Raw genomic sequence first — 23,013 nt, 5'->3', positions numbered from 1 at the left:
CCCTAAGCGCGCGCTTCCTCAACCCCCGCGCTGTTGTGGCGCAGTGCTTTCAACACGGTATCGACGATCTGCGGCGCGTTGAGGCCGGCGGCGTCATACTGCTTGTCGGGTGCGTCATGGTCCTGGAACAGGTCTGGCAGGCGCATCGTGCGGATCTTCAGGCCCGCATCGGTCAGCCCCTCGTCGCTCGCCATCGTCAGCACGTGCGCGCCCAGCCCGCCGATGCTGCCTTCTTCCACCGTCACGATCACTTCGTGGCTGGTCATCAGGCGGCGGATGAGGTCTGTGTCGAGCGGCTTGGCGAAGCGCAGGTCCGCGACCGTGGTTGAAAGCCCCCTGGCTTCAAGCTGATCGGCCGCTTTCAGGCTTTCGGCCAGCCGCGTGCCGAGCGACAGCAGCGCAACCTTCGTGCCTTCGCGCACGATCCGTCCCTTGCCGATTTCCAGCAATTCCGGCGTTTCGGGCAGAGGCACGCCCGTACCCGCTCCACGCGGGTAGCGGAACGCGATCGGCCCGGTGTCGTATTGCGCTGCCGTATAGGTCATGTGCACCAGCTCCGCCTCGTCGGCGGCGGCCATCACCACCATGTTGGGCAGCGTGGAAAGATAGGTGATGTCGAAGCTGCCCGCATGGGTGGCTCCGTCCGCGCCGACCAGTCCGGCACGGTCTATCGCGAAGCGCACCGGCAGGTTCTGGATCGCGACGTCGTGCACCACCTGGTCGAAGGCGCGTTGCAGGAAGGTGGAATAGATCGCGCAGAACGGGCGCATCCCCTGCGCGGCAAGCCCTGCGGCGAACGTCACCGCGTGCTGTTCGGCAATGCCCACGTCGAAAGAGCGATCCGGGTGCGCCTTTGCGAACTTGTCGACGCCGGTGCCGGACGGCATCGCCGCAGTGATCGCGCAGATGCGCGTGTCACTGTCGGCCAGCTTAGCCAGCGCTTCGCCGAATACGTTCTGGTAAGCGGGCGGCCCACCGCTCGACTTTTTCTGTTCGCCGGTGATCACGTCGAACTTCTGTACGCCGTGATACTTGTCCGCGCTGTTTTCGGCCGGGGCATAGCCCTTGCCCTTCTGCGTCACCACATGGACCAGGATCGGCCCTTCGGCCGCATCGCGCACATTTTCCAGCACCGGCACCAGCGCGTCGATATCGTGCCCGTCGATCGGGCCGACGTAATAGAAGCCCAGTTCCTCGAACAGGGTGCCGCCCATGGCCATGCCGCGCGCGAATTCGTCCGTCTTGCGGGCGGCAACGTGCAACGGGCGCGGCAGCTTGCGCGCAAAACGTTTCGCCAGTTCGCGCAGGCCCAGGAACTTGCCCGAGGATACAAGCCGCGCAAGGTAGGTCGAAAGGCCGCCAACTGGCGGCGCGATCGACATGTCGTTGTCGTTCAGGATCACGACCAGCCGGTTGCCCGCCTGCTCGGCATTGTTCATCGCCTCATAGGCCATGCCCGCGCTCATCGCGCCGTCGCCGATTACCGCAATGCCCTTGCCCGGCTTGCCCGAAAGCTTGTTGGCCACGGCAAAGCCCAGCGCGGCGGAGATCGACGTGGACGAATGGGCCGCCCCGAACGGATCGTATTCGCTCTCGCTGCGCTTGGTGAAACCGGACAGCCCGCCACCCTGCCGCAAGGTGCGGATGCGGTTGCGCCGGCCGGTCAGGATCTTGTGGGGATAGGCCTGGTGGCCCACGTCCCACACCAGCCGGTCGTCGGGCGTATTGAATACATAGTGGATGGCAACGGTCAGTTCGACCACGCCCAGCCCGGAGCCAAGGTGGCCGCCGGTCTGGCCGACGGCAGCGAGCATTTCGCTGCGCAGTTCGTCCGCAAGCTGGCGCAATTGCGCGGGGGCGAGCTTTCGCAGGTCGTCGGGCGTATCGACTGTATCGAGAAGCGGGGTCACCGGATCGGAAGACATTACGCCGCTTTACAACGGGCATTGTCCCGTGTCGAACATCGAGTGCGAAAACCGCTTGCCGCGATGCGGGCCGGCATTGCACCTATCCGGCGTGGAAAACTGGACTATCGCGGCTGCGGACATCGCGCAGATCGAAACGCTTCGCGGCGTGATGGATGCGGCGATCGGCCAGCTTCAGGCCGGCTTCCTCTCTCCCGAACAGGTAAAGGCCAGTCGCGCGGTGATGGGGCTGGATCGCCAGCTTGTCCTCGACGGCACCTATTTCGTGGCGAAAGGCGCGGACGGAGCAGTGGCGGGATGCGGCGGGTGGAGCCGCCGCGCCACGCTTTATGGCGGGGACCATACGCTCGACCTCAGAGAGCCGCGCCTGCTCGATCCCGCGACCGAAGCAGCGCGCGTGCGGGCGATGTACACAGCGCCCCCCTTCGCGCGGCGCGGGGTCGGGCGCGCGATCCTTGCGCATTGCGAAGCGGCGGCGCGGGCAGAGGGCTTTTTGCGGGTCGAACTGATGGCGACACGCGCCGGCGCCCCGCTGTACCGCGCGGCGGGCTATAACCCGATCGAAGACGTGGAAGACGTGCGCGGCGGCGTGGCCGTGCCGCTCACCCGCATGGGGAAAGTGCTGGGCTGACCGTCAGGCGCAATCGCCGCAGCGGCCGCGAATCTCCACCACCGGGCGCACATCGGCAAATCCCGCCTTGCGCGCCGCATCGCGCAGCGCGCCGGTAAGGCTGTCGTCGTCGATATGGATTGCCTGTCCGCATTCGTCGCAGATCAGGAAGATACAGTCGTGCCGGCAACCCGGGTGGCTGTTGGCAAGATAGGCGTTCGCGCTTTCCACCCGCCGGGCAAGGTTCGTGCGCACGAACAGGTCAAGGATGCGATAGACGCTGTTGGCCGCAACGCGCTTGCCACGCAGCGCGCCGACGCTTTCCGCAATGTCATAGGCCGATGCCGGCTTGTCGTGGCTGACAAGCGCATCGAACACGTCGGCGCGCATATCGGTCCACTGTTCGCCCGCGTCGATCAGCGCATGGCGCGCGGCGCTCACCAGTTCTTCACCGGAATGTTCGTGGTGGTGATGGCGGACGGCGTCTTTGACCATGTCCGATAGATAGGCGCGCCGGGCGCGGGAGGCAAATCGCGCTGCCCGTGCGCGCGGATCAGCCGCCGGTGAAGCTCGCCTTGTAAAGCGCGGGAAACAGCCTCTTCAGCGCGCGGACCTTGGGCTTGTCCCACATCACGATATAGGGATGGTCCGGGTGCTTCTGCATGAAGTCCTGGTGATAGCGTTCGGCCGGATAGAACCCGCGATAGGGCTCTATCGCGGTAACGATCGGCCGATCCCAGAGCTTAAGCGCCTTCAACTGCGCGATATATCCGGCTGCCGCGCGGCGCTGTTCCTTGTCGAGCGGCACGAGAGCAGAGCGGTATTGCGTGCCGGTGTCCGGGCCTTGCCGGTTCAGTTCGGTCGGATCGGCGATCACGCCGAAATAGATCTGCAAAAGCTGGTCGTAACGCACGACGGACGGATCGTAGGTAACCCGCACCGATTCGGCGAGGCCGGTATCGCCCCGGCTGACGCGTTCGTACCGCGCATCGGCCTTCGCCCCGCCTTCATAGCCCGAAACGACGCTGGATACGCCCTTTACGTGGCTGAAAACCGCTTCGACGCCCCAGAAGCAACCGCCCGCGAAGATCGCCGCCTTCGGTCCAGACGATTCGTGTGCTTTGACCACCGCCGCAGGCGTGGCGACCGCGGATTCGGCAAAGGCCGGCTGGTGACAGGCGGCGGTGAGCATTACCGCGGCGAGCGGGATGCGGGCCGCGCGTGTCATGGCGAAATGGCTGAAACGGGATGCGCATGGGCTTCGACGCTTGCCGTAACCGCCAGTCCGGCGGCACCGATCAGGAAGCCGATGACGAAAGAGCGGATAAGGTCTGGGCCAAACAGTCGCATGATGATTCTCTTGGTAACAGGTGCCGGCAGGGCATGGTTTTCGTCCTGCATCGGCGGCGCTTGTGCCACAGGTGCGCTTGCCATGCTGTGAACGGGCGCACAGCGCGCGCCTGACGGTCAGTCGCGCACGTCGATCCAGATCGGTGCGTGATCGCTCGCCTTTTCGCGGCCCCGGTATTCCTTGTCCACGCCCGCCGCCACCAGCCGGTCCGCCAGTTCGGGCGAGAGCAGCGCGTGGTCGATACGGAACCCGTGATCGCGCTGCCATGCGCCCGCCTGGTAATCCCAGAACGTCCACACTCCGCCGCGCGGGTTGAGCAGGTCGATCGCGTCGGTCCAGCCGTCGCCCAGCAGGCGGGCATAGGCATCGCGCGATTCGGGTTGCATCAGGGCGTCGCTCGCCATGGCCTTGGGCGACCAGACGTCCTTGTCTTGGGGGATCACGTTATAATCACCGATCACAACGGCGGGCACTTCCTCGGCCGAAATCCGCGCCATGCGGGCGCGCAGCCGTTCCATCCAGCGCAGTTTGTAATCGAACTTCGGGCCGGGCTGGGGATTGCCGTTGGGCAGATAGATGCAGGAAACGCGAACGCCCTTCACATCGGCTTCCAGGTAACGGGAATGATCGTCTTCCGGATCGCCGTCCAGCCCGTGCTGCACTTCAACCGGTTCCTCGCCATCGGCAAGGATAGCCACGCCGTTGAAGCTCTTCTGGCCATGCCAGATCGCCTTGTAGCCGATCTTCTCGAACTCGGCGGCGGGGAAGCCTTCGTCCTGCGTCTTGATTTCCTGCAGGCAGGCAACGGCCGGGCGCGTTTCCTCCAGCCATTCCAGCAGGCGCGGCAGACGCGCCTTGATGCCGTTGATGTTGAACGATGCGATTTTCATGTCTGTTTCCGGCCGTCTGGAGAATCGTCGCGTCGGGTCATCCCTGCGTTGCTGACCGGCGGACCGGGCCGGCTACCGACAGGGAGGCCGGGAGCCACCGCCTACAAGGCCCGCAAGGTCAAACGGCGAAGCTGCTGCCGCATCCGCATCCGGCGCTGGCGTTGGGATTGGTTACCTGGAAAGCCGATCCGCCCAGCGATTCGACGAATTCCACCGTGCTTCCGGCAACAAGGTCCAGGCTCACCGAATCGACCAGAAGCTTCACTCCGTCGGTTTCGGCGATCGTGTCGTCGTCCTGCGGTGCCTCGTCCAGCCCGAAGCGGTACTGGAAGCCCGAACATCCGCCGCCTTCCACGGCAAGCCGCAGGATCGCGGGCTTGCCCTGCTTGGCGGCGATAACGGCGACGCGCGCGGCGGCGCTGGGGGCTAGGGTGACCTGGGCTTCGCTCATGCCATGCAAGATAGGGGCTTGTGCCCCTGCTCTCAAGTTGCGGCCGGGCAGTCGCGCGAAATTCGCACCCTCGCAGGTGCGGCCAGCCGGAATCAGGCCATCTGGATATAGTCGCGCAGCGCGCTGGCTTCCGCCTCGATATGGTCGATCCGGTATTTCACCAGGTCGCCGATGGAAACAAACCCCGTCATGCGGCCGTTCTCGATCACCGGCAAATGGCGAATCCTGCGCCGTGTCATCAGCGCCAGCGCTTCCAGAACGGGGGTTTCGGGGGCGATCGTCACCGCGGGCGCGGTCATCGTGTCGCGCACTTTCATGCCCAGCGCGTCGGCTCCGTGCTGTTTCAGCGAATAGAGTACGTCGCGTTCGGAAAAGATGCCGGCAACGTCTTCGTTCCCGTCGCGCACAGGCAGAGCGCCGATCCGTTTCGTCGCCAGGATCGCAACCGCGTCGGCCACGCTGTCGTCCGCGTGACAGCTCCAGACGTCGCTGCTCCTGTCGGCAATAAGCCTTGCTATCGTCATGGCATCCTCCTTTCGGCCTGTTGCGCCCTTATCTCCCCATTCGATCTGCCGAATGATGCCACCAAACGCGATTTGGCGAAAGCGCATTGCCAGAAGGGCCGCGAAGCACCATCTTGATGGATGTGCCGATCCCGTCCCCTCTCGACGATCCCGCGAATGCCGCGCACGCCTGGGCGCGCTTTCGCCGGTTGATGAAGCTGATGGCCTGGGTCTCGCTGGGCGTCGTGCTGGCGATCTGGGCGTACTTCTATGCCGCCTTCGGCATGATCTCTATCCACTTCTACATCGCGACCGGGCTGGGCATCGGCCTTACCATGATGCTGGGCGGCGCACTTATGGGCCTTGCCTTCCTGTCGAGCGGCACAGGCCACGACGAAGCAGTGGAAGACCCGCTGTCCGACCAGCACGACTGGTAGGCCGGGATCAGTCCGCGCGCATGGCCTTGGCTTCGGGCGGATGCAGGCGGAATTCTTCGACCGGCACGCCGCCGACAAGATGTTCCCGGATGATCCGCTCAAGCACGGGTTCAGTCGCCGAATGGTACCAGACGCCTTCGGGATAGACGACCGCGATCGGTCCCGCGCCGCACACGCGCAGGCATCCCGCCTTGTTGCGCAAGACGCCGTTGTGGCTGCCAAGGCCCAGCTCGCCCAGCCGGGTTTTCAGAAACTTCCACGCCCTGTGTCCGGTCTCAAGATCGCAGCACTTGGGCTTTTCGGGATCGACGCAAAGGAAGATGTGCCGCCGGGTGGCGAATCCGCCCAGCCGGGCCAGCTTTTCTTCCGCTTCAGCAACTTCGCGCGCGTCCGCGGTTCCGCGCTCCTTGGCCCCGTCGCTCATTTGTCCTCCTGCGGGCGCAGCCAGCGCTTCAGCCAGGCGAACACCGTCTCGTGCCATTGCAGCGAATTCTTCGGCTTCAGAACCCAGTGGTTCTCGTCCGGGAATACCAGCAGTTCGCTGGGCACATGGCGGCGCTGCAGTGCGGTAAAGGCGGCGATGCCCTGCGTATAGGGGATGCGGAAGTCATGCTGGCTGGTGACGACCAGCATCGGGGTCTTCCACTGGTCGACATGGTTCACCGGGTTCCACTTCTCGTATTCCTGCGGCGCCTCGTAATAGGGGTGGCCGCCGTGCTCCCATTCGTCGAACCACAATTCCTCGGTTTCATAGGCCATCGCCCGCGCATCGAACACGCCGTCGTGCTGGATCTCGCACTTGAACTTGTCCGGCCACATGCCTTCGATCCAGTTCATCATGTACCCGCCATAGCTTGCGCCCATGGCGCAGGCGTTGGCCGTGTCCACTTGCGGGTCCATGGCCGCTGCCGCCGCGAAGCCCTTTTGCAGGTCGACCAGCGGTTTGCCGCCCCAGTCGCGGTTGATGCTGTCGGTGAAGGCCTGGCCGTATCCGGTGCTGCCGTGGAAATCGACCGAGACGACCGCATAGCCCTGGCTGGCGGTTACGCGCGGATTCCAGCGCCATGACCAGCCATCGTTGAACGAGCCTTGCGGCCCGCCGTGGACATAGAGGATGGCCGGCATCTGCCCCTTGATCCACGCAGGCTTGGTGATCTGGCCCCACACGGTATCGCCGTTCGCTCCGGCGAAGCTGAAGCGCGTGGTGACGACCCGTGCCATGCCGGCCATCAGGCTTGCATCGATGTCCGTTACCCTGCGCCCGCGCTTGCCCGCCCCTGCGACATATATTTCCGCCGGCGCATCGATCGTGTCGCGGGTGAACACCATGCCGCCACCGTTGAGCGGAGTCACATTGCCGATATGGCCCTCGCGGGGGGTGGGCGAAAGCTTCAGGCGCGTGACCTTGCCGGTCGCGATGTCGATCCGGAAGGCGGGCGTGTCCAGCACGTCACCCGCGGTCGCGATCAGGGCCTTCGAATCCCTCGTCCACGTCAACGATCCCGGCGAACGGTCCCAGTCCTGCGCCAGCGCGCGGTGCCGGCCCGTCTTTAGGTCGACCAGTTGCACCACCAGCCGGTCGGATTCGTATCCGGGCCGGGCCATCGCCGCATAGGCGAGCCAGCGACCGTCGGGCGAGAGCGCGGGCAGGGTATCCGTGGCTTTGTTGGCGGCGGTAATGTTCTTCGGGGCCGATCCGTCGACCGGCGCCCACCACAGGTCCAGGTTGGTGGAAAGCGGTTCGTCGCGGTTTGCTTGCCGCGCGGCATAGACCACGGCGTTCGAATCGGCGCTCCACGCGATTTCCTCGCCGCCGCCAAAGGGCTTCGTAGGCGAATCGCCGGTCAGCCCCCCATTGGCCGGATCGCCGTCAAGCGCGTGTCCCGCGCCCATGACCTTGCCCCGGGGATCGAGGTCGAACGCGAACACGCGGCTGTAATTGCCCGGCGTCTCCCACTTGTCCCAGTGCCGGATGAAACCGGCCCCGTCCTTGTAAAGGCGGCCGGTACCCGGGCCGGGCAGCGCGGTGTTGCCGTCATCCTTGCAGCCGCCGAACGTCGGGCAATCGCGCGCGATGTCGCCCCAAACGGCGATGCGTTTCCCGTTCGGCGATAGCTTGAAGCCGGCGACGTCGGCCTTGAAGGCCGTGACCTGAATGGCCGGGATAGCCTCGCTTGCATCGGCCGACGCGATCCGTGCGGCGGGGATGGCCCATACCTGCGTCGTTGCACCGTCCGCAGCGTCCGTGCCGGGCGCATGGGTGGAGAGCAGGTAAAGGCTGCCGTCGGGCGCGAAGGCCGGATCGCTCACCCCGTCCCACGGCAGTGCGCGGACGGGCGTGCCTTTCGCGTTCAGCGCGACGATCCGCAGCGAACGCGTGCGTTCGTATGTCTCGGGGTTGGTCGTGGTAACGACATAGGCCGCCGTCCGCCCGTCGGGCGATACGGCCACACCGCCCAGCCGGGGCAGGGTGACGATATCCTGCGCGCTCATCGGCGCGGCTTCGGCATGCGCGGTGGCGCCAAGGGCGAGGGCAGGAAGCGAACAGGCGAAAGCCAGCGCAACCGGCGCGGCAGCGGGGAATTTCAGATGCATATGCAGGGGGTAGCCCCCGGCGGGCGCGAGTTCTAGCCCTTCTTGCCGGCGATCCGCGCGATCTCTGCCGCAACCATCTTTTCGACCATGGCGGGAAGGTTCTTGTCCAGCCAGTCGGACAGCATCGGGCGGAGCATTTCGCGCACCAGGCCTTCAAGCGACGTTTCGCCCGAGCGCACGATCTGTGGCGGCACGCCGGGTTCGGACAGCATGGCCAGCGCCGCAAGCGAATCGCGCATCGAGGCAATTGCGCCATCGTCGACCAGCGGGCTTTCTTCGCCCTCTTCGCTATCGTCCGCCATCGAATCGACATCCTCGTCGGTCAGTTCGAGCACATCGTGCACACGCGGCGCCTTTTGTGACCCGTGGGGTGCCGAAGCCTGGCCATCGGCGGCAAGACCTTCGGGGGAATGCGTGGTGACGACGCCGGCGCCTTCACGGCGGGCGCGCAGCTGGGCGGCATCGGCGCGATTGTCACGCGCGATCACCTTCTTGATCGATTGGAGGATTTCCTCGACCGAGGGCTCTCCTGCCTGGCGCATAGACGTCACTCTTGTCCCCCTGTGCTGTTCCCGGATGTGGCGGGTACAGAATCAGCGGGGATTTTCGCATCTTGCGCGGGACTGTCAACGGTGCGCGTGGATTTGGCAATCGGATCGGGATCGCGGTCCCAGTCGAAGATCTTGCCCTTCACGCGGTCATAGTTGACTTGCGGATCGTAAAGCACGCCGCCGTCCAGCCCCAGGTCGCGCGCTTCGGCCTTGCCCATCGCGGCCAGCAGGTTGAAGCCCGCGACATAAGCGTTGCGCCGCGCGGTGACGAGCTGGACCTGTGCGTTGAGCAGTTCCTGCTCGGCATTCAGGATATCCAGGATCGTGCGGTTGCCCACGCTGTTTTCCGCCCGCACACCTTCAAGGCTGAGCTGCGCGGCGGAAACGGCGGTTTCGTTCATCTTGATGACGTCGTTCGCCGCGCGCCACGACGAAAAGGCCGAGCGGACCGACGCGATCACCTGCCGCTCCACGCCGATTTCCTGCTCCAGCGCCGCCCCTTCGCGTGCCTGCGCCTGGCGCTGCTGCGCGGCGGGCAGGCCGCCCTGGAACAGCGGGATCGTGGCGCGCACGCCGGCTTGCGCGGTGGTCTGCCCCGGAACCGTGCCGACACCGGGATAGCTGAGCGAGCCGAGGTAGTTCGAATAGTCGCCAGACGTGTACAGGCTGATCTTCGGATAACGCCCGGATCCGGCCACTTTCACGTCATAGCCCGCCGCTTTGCTGCGCTGCTTTGCGGCAAGCAGGTCCGGGTTGTTGTCGAGCGCGACCTGCACCGCGTCGTCCGGTGTCGCGGGAAGGCCGGTCAGCGGTGGCGGCGGCGCAAGATCCTTCGCGGGCTTGCCGACAACCTGCAGATAGGTTTCGCGCGCGCCGATCAGGCTGGCTTCCGCATTGCGCAGCCCCGCGCGGGCGATGGCAAGGCGCGAATCCGATTGCGCAACGTCGGTGCGGGTAAGGTCGCCGATCTCGAACCGGTCGCTGGTTGCCTGCAGGTTGACCTTCAGGACGTTCACGTTGTTGCGGTTGAGCCCGACGATCGCCTGCTGGAGGATCACGTCCATATACGACGCGACAACCTGGCTGAACACGCCGCTTTCCGAACCGCGCAGGTCGGCCCGGCCGGCTTCGACCCGCGTCTTGGCGGCCCGCACCGAGTTTTTCACCGCACCGCCTGAATAGAGCGGCAGGGTCGCCTGCGCCTGAACATCAAGGTTGCGCTTCGGCGCGATGAAGCTGACCGAGCTTTGCTTCAGGTATTCGGTATAGGTTGCCGTGCCGTTCAGCGAAGGCAGGCCGGGCGCCTTGGCGATCGGCACGCCCTCGTCCGTGGCGCGCTGGTTGGCGCGGGCGGCCTGAAGCGTCGGGTTCGTCTGATAGGCGTTCAGCAGCGCATCGCGCAGGTCGTCTGCCCGCGCCGCGGCGGGCAGGGTCAGCAGGGACGCGCCCAGCAGCGCGGCTTGGACGGCGGCCTTCGACATGGGATTCAGAAGCTCCAGCTCCGCGGCGCGGCAAATTCGGGCAGCGGCGCAAGGTCGATTTCGGACAGGTTGGCGAAGGCCAGCCCGTCCGCCGTCTTGCGGCCGATGGCAAGGCGGACAACGCCGCGATTCACCATCCCGGTCACGATACGGCCATCGTCGGACAGCACCGTGGCAAGCGCGTCGGGCGCCTGTTCCATCGCGCCGTCCACCAGCACGAGCGAGAACGTGCCCTTGCCGGCATAATCGTCGGGTGATGCCGTTTCGACCTTGCCCGCAATCCTGGCGGCCAGCGCGGAAAGGTATCCGCCCGGCTTGCCGATCACCAGCACACTGTCGCTGCCGTGCACCTCTGCGGCGGTAAGCAACTGGCCATAGCTGAGCGCGGGGGCGAGCGTGCGGCCCTCTCCCAAAGGAACCAGCCGGTCGGCATAGGCGACGGCGCGGCGCGCCTCGGGCACGAAGTCTTCGCGCGGGACAGCGGCGAATGCGGCGAGAATGGCGGGATCGTTCACCCCGCTTACCCGCAGCTGGCTGTCGATCATTGCCCGGCGTTCGCGCACCATGCCGGTAGCTGCCGGCCGTTCTTCAACCACGGTCATGAAATCCCTCGGTTCTTGCATCGCTGTATTGCACCGGCAACACACTGGCGCAATCCTTTACAGCGAGGCCTGTAGAATATCGCTTTGCCTACGCCAAGCGCTTTGCACGACGCTCGTCGGCGCGTAAGGGGCCTCCATCGATATGCCTGTCAATGGAGAAGCCGCAATGGCCGAAATGGTGACGATCCGCGAGGCGGACCTGGTAGAGAGCGTCGCCGACGCCTTGCAATATATCAGCTATTTCCACCCGATGGACTATATCCGCGCGCTGGGCGAAGCCTATGAGGCGGAGCAAGGCCCGGCCGCCAAGGACGCGATTGCGCAGATCCTCACCAACAGCCGGATGTGCGCCGAAGGGCACCGCCCGATCTGCCAGGACACCGGCATCGTGAACGTGTTCGTCAAATGGGGGCAGGATTGCCGGCTCGAATCGGACAAGTCGTTGCAGGACGTGGTCGATGAAGGCGTGCGCCGCGCCTATATGGACCCGGACAACAAGCTGCGCGCTTCCGTGCTGGCCGATCCCGCCTTCACCCGCCGCAACACGCGCGACAACACCCCCTGCGTGCTGTCGGTGGAGATGGTGAAGGGCAATACCGTTTCGATTGACGTCGCGGCGAAGGGCGGCGGCAGCGAAGCGAAGTCCAAGTTCAAGATGATGAACCCCAGCGACAATATCGTGGACTGGGTGCTGGAAATGCTGCCGCAGATGGGCGCGGGCTGGTGCCCGCCGGGGATGCTGGGTATCGGCATCGGCGGCACGGCGGAACATTGCGTGAAGCTGGCCAAGCAGAGCCTGATGGACCCGATCGATATGGGCCAGCTGAAGCAGCGCGGCCCGCAAAACGATATCGAAAAGCTGCGTATCGAAATCTTCGACGCGGTAAACGCGATGGGCATCGGCGCGCAGGGCCTTGGCGGTCTGGCGACTGTGCTGGACGTGAAGATCATGGACGCGCCGTGCCATGCGGCGAACAAGCCGATCGCCATGATCCCCAACTGCGCAGCCACCCGCCACGCGCATTTCACGCTGGACGGTTCTGGCCCCAGCTTCCTTGAAAAGCCTGACCTCAACGCATGGCCCAAGGTGCAGTGGGCGCCCTCTGCCGAAGCAAAGCGCGTCAATCTGGATACGCTGACGCCGCAAGAGGTGCAGGGCTGGAAACAGGGCGACCGGCTGCTTCTGAACGGCAAGATGCTGACGGGGCGTGACGCGGCACACAAACGCATTCAGGACATGCTGAGCCGGGGTGAGACGCTACCGGTCGAGTTCAAGGGGCGCGTGATCTATTACGTCGGCCCGGTCGATCCGGTGCGCGATGAAGTGGTCGGCCCCGCCGGCCCCACGACTGCCACGCGGATGGACAAGTTCATGGACATGATGCTGGAGCAGGGCCTGCTCGCCTGCGTCGGCAAGGCGGAGCGCGGACCGGCGGCGACCGAATCGATCGCGAAGCACAAATCGGCCTATCTGATGGCGGTGGGCGGCGCGGCCTACCTTGTCTCGCGCGCGATCAAGGATGCCAAAGTCGTCGGGTTCGAGGATCTTGGCATGGAAGCGATCTACGAATTCACCGTGGAAGATATGCCGGTGACCGTGGCGGTCGATGCCGAAGGGCAAAACGTCCACCAGCTTGCGCCGCTCGTCTGGCAGAAGAAGATCGCCGAGGAACACCTGCTGCAAAAGGCGTGAGCCTGCTGCGGTTCGACCGCGCCATTGTTCGACAAACGACAGACTCGGGCCGACCGGTCACGCTGGCGTCCGGCGGGGCTGCAAGTCTAGAAGGCGTCGATGGCGACGGCCTTTGATCTTGACGACCTGAACGGGGCAATCACGCCCGGCCGCGTGCCCGCGCGGCTGGTGTGGCTGTCCGCCGTGGCGCTGTGGCTGTGTTATTTCGTGCTTGTCACGCTGCGCAGCCTGGTGATCGATCCGCAGCTTTTCGGCCAGCTCATGCTGCCGCGCGTTGTCGTGACCGTGGCAGGAATCGTGGTGACGGTTGCCACCTGGCCGATCCTGCGCCGGTTCGACGAACGTCCTTTCGGCGCGCGCGTCGCTGCCGCGCTGGTGATCATGTTGCCGGCATCGATATTGCTTGCGGCGGTGAACCAGCAGGCCTTCGCCCCCATCGCCAAGCAGTTGAACGCCAGCGGGGTGAAGGAAGACAGCAAGTCCGACAGCGCGGCCGCCAAGGCCGGAATCCGCTTTGGCCGCGATATGGCCGGAAACCTGCTGGTCGACGTGGACGACAGCGGGAAGGCCGCCAATTACGACAAGCAACTGGGTGAAAAGATCTCTCCCGAACAGCGCGCGATCATCAACAGGAAGCTCGCCAGCGAAGGCCTGCTGCGCCAGTTCACGGACATCGCCTTCGGCCGTTATTTCCTGCTGATCGCCTGGGCCGCGCTGTACCTAGCGCTGGCCAATGGCGAGCGGTTGCGTGCGGTAGAGCGCAGCGCGGGCGAATTGCGCCGCGCGGCCAAGGCGGCGGAACTGCGCAGCCTGCGTTATCAGGTCAATCCGCACTTCCTGTTCAACACGTTGAATTCGCTGTCGGCCCAGGTCATGTCAGGCCGGACGGACGCGGCGGAGCGGATGATCCAGACGATCTCCAGCTTCTATCGCCACAGCCTTGCCAACGATCCCACGGCCGATGTGCCGCTGGTCGACGAAATGGAGTTGCAGCGCCATTACCTCGCGATCGAGGCGGTGCGCTTCCCCGATCGCCTGTTGACCGAATTCGACGTGCCCAAGGCGCTGGAAAGCGCCTGTGTGCCCGGCATGATCCTCCAGCCGCTGGTGGAAAACTCCATCAAGTACGCGGTTTCGGCCACGCGCCGCCCGGTGACGATCCGCATCGCCGCGCGCGAGGCGGGCGGAATGCTGGTGCTGACCGTTGCGGACGATGGTCCGGCCAGCGGCGAGCCGGGCATCCCCAAGGGCGGCACCGGCATCGGCCTTTCCAATGTGCGCCAGCGCCTTTCGGCCCGGTTCGGGGACGCGGGCAAGGTTGAAAGCGGTCCGCTGCCGGCGGGCGGCTATGCTACTGTGCTGACAATGCCGATGGTGCGAAATGAATGTTGCTGAAACCCAGACCCTGCGCACGCTGATCGTCGATGACGAGCCGCTGGCCGTCGAACGCATGCAGATCCTGTGTTCGCGCATCCCCGCGCTGAACGTGGTGGGCACCGCGCCCGATGGCGCCGCCGCGATGCGCCTGGCCGATGCGCTTGCCCCGGAACTGGTGCTGCTCGACATGACGATGCCCGAAATGGACGGGCTTTCGGTTGCCCGGTCGCTGGCCGCGCAAGACCCGCGTCCGGCGGTAATCTTCGTGACCGCGCACGATCACTTCGCGGTAGAGGCGTTCGATCTCGACGCGGTGGACTATGTGCTCAAGCCCGTGGCGCAAGACCGGCTGGAGCGCGCGATAGAACGCGCGCTGGCCCGCCGCGTGTCCGCCGCCGAAGGGGCGGAAGACAGTCCGTGGATCGAGGAGTTCTGGGTGCCCCACCGCTCGGAACTCGTCCGCATCGCTGCCGCCGACATCGAGCGCATCGATGCCGAACGCGATTATGTGCGGTTGCACGTGGGCGACCGCAGCTATCTGATGCTGCACACCATCGCCGGGCTGGAAGAACGGCTGGACCCCGCGCAGTTCATCCGCATCCACCGCTCCACGATCCTCCGCAAGGACGCGATCGCGGGCCTGAAGCACGACGGGCTGGGCGTCTGGTCGGTGGAACTGGCCGACGGCACGCAACTGCGCATCGGGCGCACGTATCTTTCGAAGGTCAAGGCGATGGCGGGGCGGTAATTTACGCCAATATGGCGGCAGTTGATTATTTATTTTGAGGAAAACCATAGGCTTGGATTCGCGGATATAAGATCAAGCGGGTAGGCCCGACGGGCTATGAAGTACCCCGTCAAACCAAAGACGCTCGTCTTGTGCGACTATAGTCGCGGCGGATTTCAGCCTCCCGAAATGGTGAAGAGGCGTCCGGCAGTCGTATTGATGGGGGCATTGCCGGGACGGCCCAACCTTCACACCGTTGTACCTCTGAGCGGTACCGAGTCTGCGGCAACGTGCCGATACCAATGCAAGATCACACTCAAGCAACCATTGCCGGAACCATTTGCCGAAACGGTCTGGTGGGTAAAGGCTGACATGATTGCCACTGTCGGACTTGACCGGTTGGACTTGTTTCACACTGCAAGAGATCAATATGGAAAGAGAAAATACTTCAGCAACTTGCGAGTGAGCGACGAGCAATTTGACTTGATCAAAGATGCCGTTCGGCACGCATTGGGCCTCCAGGTTGACAAGTAGGATTGCGCGACTCATATAAGCCATGATCTGCTCAGGAGCTTGCTCTCTGGGCCTCAAGACCTCGCAAGAGGCAGCTGCATCATTGGCGATAACAAGCTTCGGTGCAGCTTCGAATAGCCCCAGAGTCCAAAGCTCTGGGGCCTTTCTTTTGTGGGCTTGACGGATAACGCGCCGCTTACGCCCGCGGCGCCATTCTCCGGTAACTCAGCGCCTCTGCGATGTGCACACGCCCCACGCCTTCCGCTCCCGCCATGTCGGCAATCGTGCGCGCCACGCGCAGCATCCGGGTATAGCCGCGCGCGGACAGGCGCATCGCCTCTGCGGCCTGCATCAGCAGCTTGCGGCCGGCTTCGTCGGGCGTCGCGTGTTGTTCCAGCAAATCCGCGTCGAGTTCGGCATTGCTGCGCTTGCCGGTGCCGTCCAGCCGGCGGGTCTGGACCGCGCGGGCACGCGCGACCCGCGCCGCGACTTCGTGTGAGCCTTCTGCGGGCTGCGGCAGGGCAAGGTCCATCGCGCTGACCGGATCGACTTCCACGTGCAGGTCAATCCGGTCGAGCAGCGGGCCGGAGACGCGGCTCTGGTAATCGGCGGCGCATTTGGGCGCGCGCGAACAGCCCAGCGCCGGATCGCCCAGATGCCCGCAGCGGCACGGATTCATCGCCGCGACCAACTGGACGCGCGCGGGGAAGGTGACGTGGGCATTGGCGCGCGCCACGCTGACTTCGCCTGTTTCCAGCGGCTGGCGCAGCGAATCGAGCACCGCGCGCTGGAATTCGGGCAGCTCATCAAGGAACAGCACCCCAAGGTGGGCGAGCGAGACTTCGCCCGGTTTCACCCGCAGCCCGCCGCCCGTCAGCGCGGCCATCGAGGCCGAATGGTGCGGCGCGCGGAACGGGCGCTGGCGGCTGATCTTCCCGTCTTCCAGCAGCCCCGCGACCGACGCCACCATAGAGGCTTCCAGCGCCTCTGCCGGCGTCAGTTCGGGCAGGATTCCCGGCAGGCAGGATGCCAGCAGGGACTTGCCCGCGCCCGGCGGCCCGATCATCAGCAGGTTGTGCCCGCCCGCCGCCGCGATCTCCAGCGCGCGCTTTGCGGTTTCCTGTCCCTTCACCTGCTTCAGGTCCGCCGCGCGCCGCACGGGCGCGGCTTCGCCCTGTGCGGGCGCGGGCAGCCGCTGCGTGCCCTTCAGGTGGTTGAGCAGGCTGACAAGGTCGGGCGCGGCCACAACGTCTATCCCGCTGGCCCAGCGGGCCTCGCTGCCTTGCGCGGCGGGACAGATCAGGCCCTTTTCCTCGCCGCCGGCATGGAGTGCCGCCAGCAGCACGCCGGGCGATCCCACGATCCGGCCGTCCAGCGCCAGTTCGCCCACCGCCACATAGTCCGCCATCTGTTCGCGATCGACCACGCCCATCGCCGCCAGCAGGGCAAGCGCGATCGGCAGGTCGTAATGCGAACCCTCCTTGGGCAGGTCGGCCGGAGACAGGTTTACCGTGATGCGTTTTGGCGGCAGGGCCAGACCCAGCGCCGAAAGCGCGGACTGCACCCGTTCGCGGCTTTCGCCCACCGCTTTGTCGGGCAGGCCGACCAGCTTGAATGCGGGCATGCCCGGTGCAACCTGGCACTGCACCTCCACGCTGCGGGCCTCCAGGCCCAGATAGGCAACCGTCGATACCAGCGCGACCATGATGCAACCCCCTGAATCGGGACGACATTAGGGTAGGGAGAGGGGCTGCCAAGCCGATGCCGCCAAAACGGAAGCGAAACATGGCAAGCAATTCTTAACCGCCTTTCTTGGCGAAGCGGCAAGTGCGCGGGGGCGATAGCCGCCCAATGCGACGCATGTTCGCCCTTGTCTGCCTCGCCGCCGCGGCAATCGCCACGCCAGCCGCGGCGCGCGAGGTTTCCACCCGCACGTGGACCGATGCCGACGGTGTCCAGTGGACGGAAACGACAACGGTCGAAGTGGTCGATGAAGCGCCGGGCGCGGAACGGTTCGTGGCAGACGGCGGCTCGGGCCAGCGCGCCGGGGCCGGTCATCGCGCGGGAATCGCCAGTTTCGGCCCCTTTACCGTGCTGGACAGGCGCCGCGCGGCGCTGGTGGCGGAAACCGACAGCTATTCGCCCGCTGACTTCGAAGCGATGCTGCGCGCCTTTCCGGGCATCCGCATGCTGGAGATGCCCGATTGCCCGGGCACGGTGGACGATACCGCCAACCTGCGGCTCGGCCGGATGATCCGCGCGCGCGGCATTGCCACAGACGTGCCGCCCGGCGGCTCTGTGCGTTCGGGCGCGGTCGACCTGTTTCTTGCGGGCAAGACGCGCCACGCAGCGCCCGATGCGGAGTTCGCGGTGCATTCCTGGCTCGACGATCAGGGCAAGCAGGCAAAGGACTATGCGCCGACCGATCCGGTAAACGCGGCCTATCTCGATTACTATCGCGACATGGGGCTGACGCCGACCGAAGCGCGCGGCTTCTATGCGATGACCAATTCGGTGCCCTACAGCCAGGTGCTGTGGCTGCACCGGGCGGACGTTGCGCGATATGCCGCGCTGGATTGAGTTCCGCCCGCCGCGACCCTAGTGGGCCTCGCCCCATGACTTGCCCGTCCCGATGTCGATCCCCAGCGGGACGGTCAGCCTTACCGACGGCGCGGCGGCCTGGGCCATCACGCGTTCGATCACGGGTTTCGCCGCGTCCACGTCCGCCTGCGGCAGTTCGAACACCAGTTCGTCGTGCACCTGCAACAGCATGCGCACGTGGCCCAGCCCCGCGTCTTCCAGCGCGGGCATCATGCGGGCCATCGCGCGCTTGATGATGTCGGCGCTGGTGCCCTGGATCGGCGCGTTAATTGCCGCGCGTTCGCTGCCCTGGCGTTCGGCCTGGTTCTTCGATCCGATGCGCGGGAACCACGTCTTGCGGCCGAACAGCGTCTGCGAAAAGCCGCATTCGCGCACCGATTCGAGCGTTTCGTGGATATAGCGCTGGATGCCGGGAAAGCGTTCGAAATAGCGGTCGATCATTTCCTGCGCTTCTTCCGGCGTCACACCAAGGCGCCCGGCCAGACCCCAGCGGCTGATGCCGTAAAGGATCGCGAAGTTGATCGTTTTGGCGCGGCCGCGCGTATCGCGGTCGACATGGCCGAACATCTCCGTCGCGGTGCGGGCATGGATGTCCTCGCCCGCTTCGAAGGCTTCCTTCAATGCGGGCACGTCTGCGATGTGCGCGGCAAGCCGCAGTTCGATCTGCGAATAGTCGGCGGCAAGCAGAACATTGCCCTCTTCCGCGACAAAGGCATCGCGGATCTGGCGGCCGATCTCGGTGCGCACCGGGATGTTCTGCAAATTGGGATCGGTGGAGGAAAGGCGCCCGGTCTGCGCGCCCACCAGCGAATAACTGGTATGCACCCGTCCCGTGTCCGGATTGATCGCGGCCTGCAGCGCGTCGGTATAGGTGGACTTCAGCTTGGACAACTGCCGCCAGTCGAGCACCAGCCGCGCGACATCGGCGCCTTCGTCCGCAAGCCGTTCCAGCACCGACTGGTCGGTGGAATACTGGCCGCTCTTGCCCTTTTTGCCGCCCTTGTACCCCAGCTTGTCGAACAGCACTTCGCCCAGTTGCTTGGGGCTGCCGATGGTGAAGGGGCCGCCCGCCGCTTCGTGGATCTGCGTTTCCAGCGCCTCTATCTCGCGCGCGAATTCGGCGGAGAGCGCGGCCAGTCGCTCCCGGTCCACCTTGATTCCGTGCCGCTCCATCGCGGCGACGACGGGGACCAGCGGCCGGTCGACCCGGTTGTAGATTCGCGTTGCGCCCTCATCGGCCATGCGCGGCGCGAAAAGGTGGTAAAGCCGCCATGTCACGTCCGCGTCCTCTGCGGCATAGCGCGTGGCATCGGCCAGCGGCACTTCGGCGAAGGAGATCGCCTTCTTGCCGGTGCCGCACACTTCCTTGAACGTCATCGGCTGGTGGCCGAGGTGCGTGGCTGAAAGCTCGTCCATGCCGTGGCCGTTGATGCCGGTTTCGGACCGTCCGGCATCAAGGCAGAAGCTCATCACCATCGTGTCCTGCATCGGCGACACGGCGATGCCGCCCACCGATTCGCCGGCGCGGGCCAGCACGGTCAGGTCATACTTGATGTTCTGCCCGATCTTCAGGACCGCGTCGCTTTCCAGCAACGGCTTCAGAGCGGAGAGCGCGGCGGCCTTGTCCACCTGCACGGGCTTTTCCGCGAACATGTCGCTGCCGCCGTGGCCCAGCGGGATATAGCACGCATCGTTGGGACCAAGCGCAAGGCTGATGCCGACAAGGTCCGCGCGCATCGAATCGAGGCTGCTCGTCTCGGTATCGATGGCGACGACGCGCGCTTCGAACGCGCGGGCGATCCATTGCTCAAGCTCGCCCATCGCCTGCACGCAGGCATAGGCTTCGCGGTCGACCGCCGGCCATTCGGGTAGCGGCTGGCGGTTGCCCTGCGGCGTGGCGGCGGCATCGGGCGCGGCCCCGTCCCCCGTCGGCGGCGTGGCGGGCGGCTCGGCGCCAAGTTTGCGCAAAAGGCTGGAAAAGCCGTGTTCCGAGAGGAAGGATTTCAGTGGGTCGGGCGGAATCTCGCCCAGCTTGAAATCGTCGAGCGGCAAAGGCAGCGCCGCATCTTCCTTCAGCGCGACGAGCACGCGGCTCAACCGCGCCATGTCTGCCTGTTCGATCAGGCTTTCACGCATCTTCGAAGGCTTCATGTCCGGCGCGGCGGCCAGCGCGCTTTCAAGGTCGCCATATTCGTTGATCAGCTTGCTGGCCGTTTTCGGGCCGATCCCGCGGATGCCGGGCACGTTGTCGACCGAATCGCCCATCAGCGCCAGCACGTCGCCCACCTTTTCGGGCGGTACGCCGAATTTCTCGATCACCTGCGGCACATCGATGCGCTGGTTCTTCATCGTGTCCAGCATATCGATGCAGGCCTCGTCGCCATTCGTGCCCACGCAGGTGCCGACAAGCTGCATCAGGTCCTTGTCCGAACTGACGATGGTCACGTCCCAGCCGCGCAGCGTGGCGGCGCGGGCATAGCTGGCGATCAGGTCGTCCGCCTCAAGGCCCTGTTCCTCTATGCAGGGCAGGCTGAACGCGCGCGTCGCGTCGCGAATCAGCGGGAACTGCGGCACCAGGTCTTCGGGCGGGGGCGGGCGGTTGGCCTTGTATTCGTCGTAGAGATCGTTGCGAAAGCTTTTCGACCCGGCATCCAGGATCACCGCAAGGTGCGTGGGACCGTCCGCCTTGTGCAGATCGTCGGCAAGTTTCCACAGCATTGTTGTATAGCCATAGACCGCGCCCACGGGCGTCCCCTGCGGATTCGTAAGCGGCGGAAGGCGGTGATAGGCGCGGAAGATATAGGCCGATCCGTCGACCAGATAGAGGTGCTGTTTGGCGTCCATTCGCGCGGGTCTAGCAGCCGCGCGCCGCGCCGTCATGCGGCTTTGCGACCCTATCGCATTTGCGCGTTTCGTGCCCGCGCGAGGCACGGTCCGGCCACCTTTTCAGTACCGTACAGGTGCCGGTCACATGCCTGACACAAGCCTTGCGGTATGGTGGCCGGAAAATGTCCGGTTCGCACTTTGGCTTGCATGGCGTTCAAATGCCCTTTAATTGGGGCGTCGAAGTCTACCGGTTGAGTAGGCTTTGCGCCGGGCTACCTGTCCGGCGTGGTTCACTTCAATCCAGGGATTGTAAACCAAATGCGCAAGCTCATCCTCGCCGCCGCTGTCGGCACCGCCTTCGCCCTCGCGGGCTGCTCGCAGAAGACCGAAGACGCCGCCGGTACGGCTGCTGACTCGGCCGCTTCGGACGCTGCCGCCACCATGGACGACGCCGCTTCGACCGCCGCTGACGCCGCTGCTTCGGCTTCGGACGCCGCGATGGACGCCGCTGCTTCGGCTTCCGACGCTGCGACCGACGCTGCTTCGGACGCTGCGATGTAATCAGCCGAAAGGCTTGATTTCAGGAAAGGGCGTGCCCTCTTGCAGGGCGCGCCCTTTCTCTTTGCGCGAAGCGTAGCCCTCTCTGCGCCCAAGCCGGGGCCGCCCCAGTTGCCGGCGCAGCGCACGGCAAAAGGGGCGCCGCAGCGCCCCTTCGTTTCCCGGTCTTTCAGGCTGTGGGGTAACCCGTCAGCGACGGCCCATCGCGATATTTCCGCGTCCGGAGGACGAGGCGGAGAACCCGTCGTAAAGCGTGCGCCCGATCTCGGCCATCATCCGGCCGTGCGCGGCGTGGCCGTCCGGACCGGCGAAATACATCACCATCGCAAGATGATGCCCGTCGGGCAGGCGCACGATGCCAACGTCGCAGGTTACATCGTGCAATGTGCCGGTCTTGTGCGCGAACAGCACCCCTTCGGGCAGCCCGGCACGAATGCGGCGCTTGCCGGTCACCGTCCGCGTCATCGTGTCGAGCAGAACGGCGCGGCTCTTGGGCGAAAGCGCGTTTCCGCGATCGATCGCGGCCAGCAGCGCCAGCATGGCGCGCGGCGTGCTGGTGGTCGGCACGTTGATCGTTACGGCGGGATCGACCTGGCCGTCGTCGCGCACCAGCGTCGCGATATCGCCATCCAGGTGCTGGCCGGTGATGCCGCGGCTGGCCAGCCATGCGTTGACGGCCTTCGGCCCGCCAACCGCGCGCAGCAGGCCATCGGTTGCCTCGTTGTTGCTGCGGGTGATGGAAAGCTCCATCAGGCCTTGCGCGGTCAGGACATTGCCTTCGCGCACTTTGGCGACCGGTCCCCAATCCGCCCTGGACTGGCGCACGGGAATCAGCATCGGGAACTTTTCGCCCAGCGTCTTCGACCCGTCCTCGACCTGACTGAGATAGGTTGCCGCGATGGCGATCTTTGCCGTGCTGGCCATCGGGAAAGGCTGATCGGCGTCGATCATCACCTGCCCGCCGCCGTCAAGATCCATCGCCGCGATGCCGACCCGGCCGCGCGCGTCGGCAACGATCGATTCCACCGCCTGTTGCAGCACCATGTCGCGCTGCTGGTTTACCGTCGCCGGTTCCTGGCTGCGCACCGGCGCAGTGGCCGCCAGCATCGGCACCGCCAGCAGCAGCCCGAGAGAGAGCTTTGCGAAACGCTTTTTCATGAGACCCCACATACCATACCGGCAGTTTACCCGTGGTTAGCAGGTTAACTTATTGCAAAGCGGCGGGAAAGCACGCCTGCCATCGGTTTATCGCCAATCTGGCGCAACTTGGCCAGCTATTGCGCGAATCGGCGGGGTTGCGGCCGATTCATGCGGTTTCGCCC

General features: G+C 65.3%; 22 protein-coding genes. 7 read left to right on the top strand and 15 right to left on the bottom strand.

The window, feature by feature from the left end; translation table 11 throughout:
• Positions 1-2 precede the first annotated feature (2 nt).
• On the bottom strand, positions 3-1,925 hold the full coding sequence (dxs, locus tag RXV95_RS01300; RefSeq protein WP_338467222.1) for a 1-deoxy-D-xylulose-5-phosphate synthase: 1,923 nt from the start codon (positions 1,923-1,925) through the stop codon (positions 3-5).
• 151 nt (positions 1,926-2,076) lie between these two features.
• On the opposite strand from dxs, the gene RXV95_RS01295 reads away from it, so the two are divergent.
• Positions 2,077-2,556: a GNAT family N-acetyltransferase gene (locus tag RXV95_RS01295; protein ID WP_338468605.1), complete on the top strand. Its 480-nt coding sequence runs from the start codon at positions 2,077-2,079 to the stop codon at positions 2,554-2,556.
• 3 nt (positions 2,557-2,559) lie between these two features.
• Here RXV95_RS01295 and RXV95_RS01290 read toward each other — a convergent pair whose 3' ends face one another.
• From RXV95_RS01290 to RXV95_RS01265, 6 genes are all read right to left on the bottom strand, one after another.
• Complete coding sequence (locus RXV95_RS01290) at positions 2,560-3,030, bottom strand: transcriptional repressor (protein ID WP_338467221.1); 471 nt, start codon at positions 3,028-3,030, stop codon at positions 2,560-2,562.
• A gap of 58 nt (positions 3,031-3,088) precedes the next feature.
• The gene (gene msrA / locus RXV95_RS01285; RefSeq protein ID WP_338467220.1) at positions 3,089-3,763 is read right to left on the bottom strand and encodes a peptide-methionine (S)-S-oxide reductase MsrA; all 675 of its coding nucleotides are present in this window, start codon (positions 3,761-3,763) and stop codon (positions 3,089-3,091) included.
• Complete coding sequence (locus tag RXV95_RS01280; protein WP_338467219.1) at positions 3,760-3,885, bottom strand: hypothetical protein; 126 nt, start codon at positions 3,883-3,885, stop codon at positions 3,760-3,762. The genes msrA and RXV95_RS01280 overlap by 4 nt, the downstream gene beginning before the upstream one ends.
• A gap of 117 nt (positions 3,886-4,002) precedes the next feature.
• Entirely contained in the window at positions 4,003-4,776 is a 774-nt protein-coding gene (gene xth / locus RXV95_RS01275; RefSeq protein WP_338467218.1) for an exodeoxyribonuclease III, read from the bottom strand.
• Between the two features lie 118 nt (positions 4,777-4,894).
• The gene (gene erpA, locus RXV95_RS01270) at positions 4,895-5,227 is read right to left on the bottom strand and encodes an iron-sulfur cluster insertion protein ErpA (protein WP_338467217.1); all 333 of its coding nucleotides are present in this window, start codon (positions 5,225-5,227) and stop codon (positions 4,895-4,897) included.
• A 92-nt stretch (positions 5,228-5,319) separates the two neighbouring features.
• Positions 5,320-5,751 (bottom strand): CBS domain-containing protein, encoded by a 432-nt coding sequence (locus RXV95_RS01265; RefSeq protein ID WP_338467216.1) that lies wholly within the window; start codon positions 5,749-5,751, stop codon positions 5,320-5,322.
• A gap of 116 nt (positions 5,752-5,867) precedes the next feature.
• On the opposite strand from RXV95_RS01265, the gene RXV95_RS01260 reads away from it, so the two are divergent.
• Complete coding sequence (locus tag RXV95_RS01260) at positions 5,868-6,167, top strand: hypothetical protein (RefSeq protein ID WP_338467215.1); 300 nt, start codon at positions 5,868-5,870, stop codon at positions 6,165-6,167.
• Positions 6,168-6,174: 7 nt separating this feature from the next.
• Here the strand turns inward: RXV95_RS01260 and RXV95_RS01255 are convergent, their stop codons facing one another.
• From RXV95_RS01255 to RXV95_RS01235, 5 genes are read right to left on the bottom strand one after another with little or no spacing between them, the layout of a single operon-like run.
• Positions 6,175-6,591 (bottom strand): (2Fe-2S) ferredoxin domain-containing protein, encoded by a 417-nt coding sequence (locus RXV95_RS01255; RefSeq protein WP_338467214.1) that lies wholly within the window; start codon positions 6,589-6,591, stop codon positions 6,175-6,177.
• Positions 6,588-8,762 (bottom strand): S9 family peptidase, encoded by a 2,175-nt coding sequence (locus tag RXV95_RS01250; protein ID WP_338467213.1) that lies wholly within the window; start codon positions 8,760-8,762, stop codon positions 6,588-6,590. Before RXV95_RS01250 ends, RXV95_RS01255 begins: the two co-directional genes overlap by 4 nt.
• A 32-nt stretch (positions 8,763-8,794) precedes the next feature.
• On the bottom strand, positions 8,795-9,304 hold the full coding sequence (locus RXV95_RS01245) for a DUF2497 domain-containing protein (protein WP_338468604.1): 510 nt from the start codon (positions 9,302-9,304) through the stop codon (positions 8,795-8,797).
• A 5-nt stretch (positions 9,305-9,309) separates the two neighbouring features.
• A complete protein-coding gene (locus tag RXV95_RS01240) occupies positions 9,310-10,794 on the bottom strand; it encodes a TolC family outer membrane protein (protein WP_338467212.1) in 1,485 nt (494 codons plus the stop codon).
• A 5-nt stretch (positions 10,795-10,799) separates the two neighbouring features.
• On the bottom strand, positions 10,800-11,396 hold the full coding sequence (locus RXV95_RS01235; protein ID WP_338467211.1) for a protein-L-isoaspartate O-methyltransferase: 597 nt from the start codon (positions 11,394-11,396) through the stop codon (positions 10,800-10,802).
• Between the two features lie 175 nt (positions 11,397-11,571).
• Between RXV95_RS01235 and RXV95_RS01230 the strand changes: the two genes are divergently transcribed.
• The 3 genes from RXV95_RS01230 to RXV95_RS01220 all read left to right on the top strand — a co-directional run bounded on the left by RXV95_RS01230 (position 11,572) and on the right by RXV95_RS01220 (position 15,214).
• Positions 11,572-13,089, top strand: coding sequence for a fumarate hydratase (locus tag RXV95_RS01230; RefSeq protein ID WP_338468603.1), 1,518 nt, complete (start codon positions 11,572-11,574; stop codon positions 13,087-13,089).
• A 99-nt stretch (positions 13,090-13,188) separates the two neighbouring features.
• Positions 13,189-14,484, top strand: a complete 1,296-nt coding sequence (locus tag RXV95_RS01225) for a histidine kinase (protein ID WP_338467210.1) — start codon at positions 13,189-13,191, stop codon at positions 14,482-14,484.
• A complete protein-coding gene (locus RXV95_RS01220) occupies positions 14,471-15,214 on the top strand; it encodes a LytTR family DNA-binding domain-containing protein (RefSeq protein ID WP_338467209.1) in 744 nt (247 codons plus the stop codon). Before RXV95_RS01225 ends, RXV95_RS01220 begins: the two co-directional genes overlap by 14 nt.
• A gap of 688 nt (positions 15,215-15,902) precedes the next feature.
• On the opposite strand, the gene RXV95_RS01215 is transcribed toward RXV95_RS01220, so the two are convergent.
• Positions 15,903-17,411 carry a YifB family Mg chelatase-like AAA ATPase gene (locus RXV95_RS01215; protein ID WP_338467208.1) on the bottom strand — a complete coding sequence of 503 codons (1,509 nt, stop codon included), beginning with the start codon at positions 17,409-17,411 and terminating at the stop codon, positions 15,903-15,905.
• 146 nt (positions 17,412-17,557) lie between these two features.
• Between RXV95_RS01215 and RXV95_RS01210 the strand changes: the two genes are divergently transcribed.
• Entirely contained in the window at positions 17,558-18,286 is a 729-nt protein-coding gene (locus tag RXV95_RS01210; protein WP_338467207.1) for a hypothetical protein, read from the top strand.
• An 18-nt stretch (positions 18,287-18,304) separates the two neighbouring features.
• Here the strand turns inward: RXV95_RS01210 and polA are convergent, their stop codons facing one another.
• Positions 18,305-21,151 carry a DNA polymerase I gene (polA, locus tag RXV95_RS01205; protein ID WP_338467206.1) on the bottom strand — a complete coding sequence of 949 codons (2,847 nt, stop codon included), beginning with the start codon at positions 21,149-21,151 and terminating at the stop codon, positions 18,305-18,307.
• Between the two features lie 300 nt (positions 21,152-21,451).
• Here polA and RXV95_RS01200 point away from each other — a divergent pair, with 300 nt between their 5' ends.
• The gene (locus tag RXV95_RS01200) at positions 21,452-21,694 is read left to right on the top strand and encodes a hypothetical protein (protein ID WP_338467205.1); all 243 of its coding nucleotides are present in this window, start codon (positions 21,452-21,454) and stop codon (positions 21,692-21,694) included.
• Positions 21,695-21,880: 186 nt separating this feature from the next.
• Here the strand turns inward: RXV95_RS01200 and RXV95_RS01195 are convergent, their stop codons facing one another.
• Positions 21,881-22,849, bottom strand: coding sequence for a serine hydrolase (locus tag RXV95_RS01195; RefSeq protein WP_338467204.1), 969 nt, complete (start codon positions 22,847-22,849; stop codon positions 21,881-21,883).
• Between the last annotated feature and the right edge of the window lie 164 nt (positions 22,850-23,013).

The organism is Novosphingobium sp. ZN18A2 (assembly GCF_036784765.1).
Classification (GTDB): Bacteria; Pseudomonadota; Alphaproteobacteria; order Sphingomonadales; family Sphingomonadaceae; genus Novosphingobium.
Note: the sequence above shows the minus strand (reverse complement) of the source record. Positions and strands in the feature narration are given on the sequence as shown.

Bases quoted from the DNA above. Each gene is read 5' to 3' on its own strand.
- dxs (WP_338467222.1), bottom strand. From the start codon at position 1,925: ATGTCTTCCGATCCGGTGACCCCGCTTCTCGATACAGTCGATACGCCC.
- RXV95_RS01295 (WP_338468605.1), top strand. From the start codon at position 2,077: ATGGATGCGGCGATCGGCCAGCTTCAGGCCGGCTTCCTCTCTCCCGAA.
- RXV95_RS01290 (WP_338467221.1), bottom strand. From the start codon at position 3,030: ATGGTCAAAGACGCCGTCCGCCATCACCACCACGAACATTCCGGTGAA.
- msrA (WP_338467220.1), bottom strand. From the start codon at position 3,763: ATGACACGCGCGGCCCGCATCCCGCTCGCCGCGGTAATGCTCACCGCC.
- RXV95_RS01280 (WP_338467219.1), bottom strand. From the start codon at position 3,885: ATGCGACTGTTTGGCCCAGACCTTATCCGCTCTTTCGTCATCGGCTTC.
- xth (WP_338467218.1), bottom strand. From the start codon at position 4,776: ATGAAAATCGCATCGTTCAACATCAACGGCATCAAGGCGCGTCTGCCG.
- erpA (WP_338467217.1), bottom strand. From the start codon at position 5,227: ATGAGCGAAGCCCAGGTCACCCTAGCCCCCAGCGCCGCCGCGCGCGTC.
- RXV95_RS01265 (WP_338467216.1), bottom strand. From the start codon at position 5,751: ATGACGATAGCAAGGCTTATTGCCGACAGGAGCAGCGACGTCTGGAGC.
- RXV95_RS01260 (WP_338467215.1), top strand. From the start codon at position 5,868: ATGGATGTGCCGATCCCGTCCCCTCTCGACGATCCCGCGAATGCCGCG.
- RXV95_RS01255 (WP_338467214.1), bottom strand. From the start codon at position 6,591: ATGAGCGACGGGGCCAAGGAGCGCGGAACCGCGGACGCGCGCGAAGTT.
- RXV95_RS01250 (WP_338467213.1), bottom strand. From the start codon at position 8,762: ATGCATCTGAAATTCCCCGCTGCCGCGCCGGTTGCGCTGGCTTTCGCC.
- RXV95_RS01245 (WP_338468604.1), bottom strand. From the start codon at position 9,304: ATGCGCCAGGCAGGAGAGCCCTCGGTCGAGGAAATCCTCCAATCGATC.
- RXV95_RS01240 (WP_338467212.1), bottom strand. From the start codon at position 10,794: ATGTCGAAGGCCGCCGTCCAAGCCGCGCTGCTGGGCGCGTCCCTGCTG.
- RXV95_RS01235 (WP_338467211.1), bottom strand. From the start codon at position 11,396: ATGACCGTGGTTGAAGAACGGCCGGCAGCTACCGGCATGGTGCGCGAA.
- RXV95_RS01230 (WP_338468603.1), top strand. From the start codon at position 11,572: ATGGTGACGATCCGCGAGGCGGACCTGGTAGAGAGCGTCGCCGACGCC.
- RXV95_RS01225 (WP_338467210.1), top strand. From the start codon at position 13,189: ATGGCGACGGCCTTTGATCTTGACGACCTGAACGGGGCAATCACGCCC.
- RXV95_RS01220 (WP_338467209.1), top strand. From the start codon at position 14,471: ATGAATGTTGCTGAAACCCAGACCCTGCGCACGCTGATCGTCGATGAC.
- RXV95_RS01215 (WP_338467208.1), bottom strand. From the start codon at position 17,411: ATGGTCGCGCTGGTATCGACGGTTGCCTATCTGGGCCTGGAGGCCCGC.
- RXV95_RS01210 (WP_338467207.1), top strand. From the start codon at position 17,558: ATGCGACGCATGTTCGCCCTTGTCTGCCTCGCCGCCGCGGCAATCGCC.
- polA (WP_338467206.1), bottom strand. From the start codon at position 21,151: ATGGACGCCAAACAGCACCTCTATCTGGTCGACGGATCGGCCTATATC.
- RXV95_RS01200 (WP_338467205.1), top strand. From the start codon at position 21,452: ATGCGCAAGCTCATCCTCGCCGCCGCTGTCGGCACCGCCTTCGCCCTC.
- RXV95_RS01195 (WP_338467204.1), bottom strand. From the start codon at position 22,849: ATGAAAAAGCGTTTCGCAAAGCTCTCTCTCGGGCTGCTGCTGGCGGTG.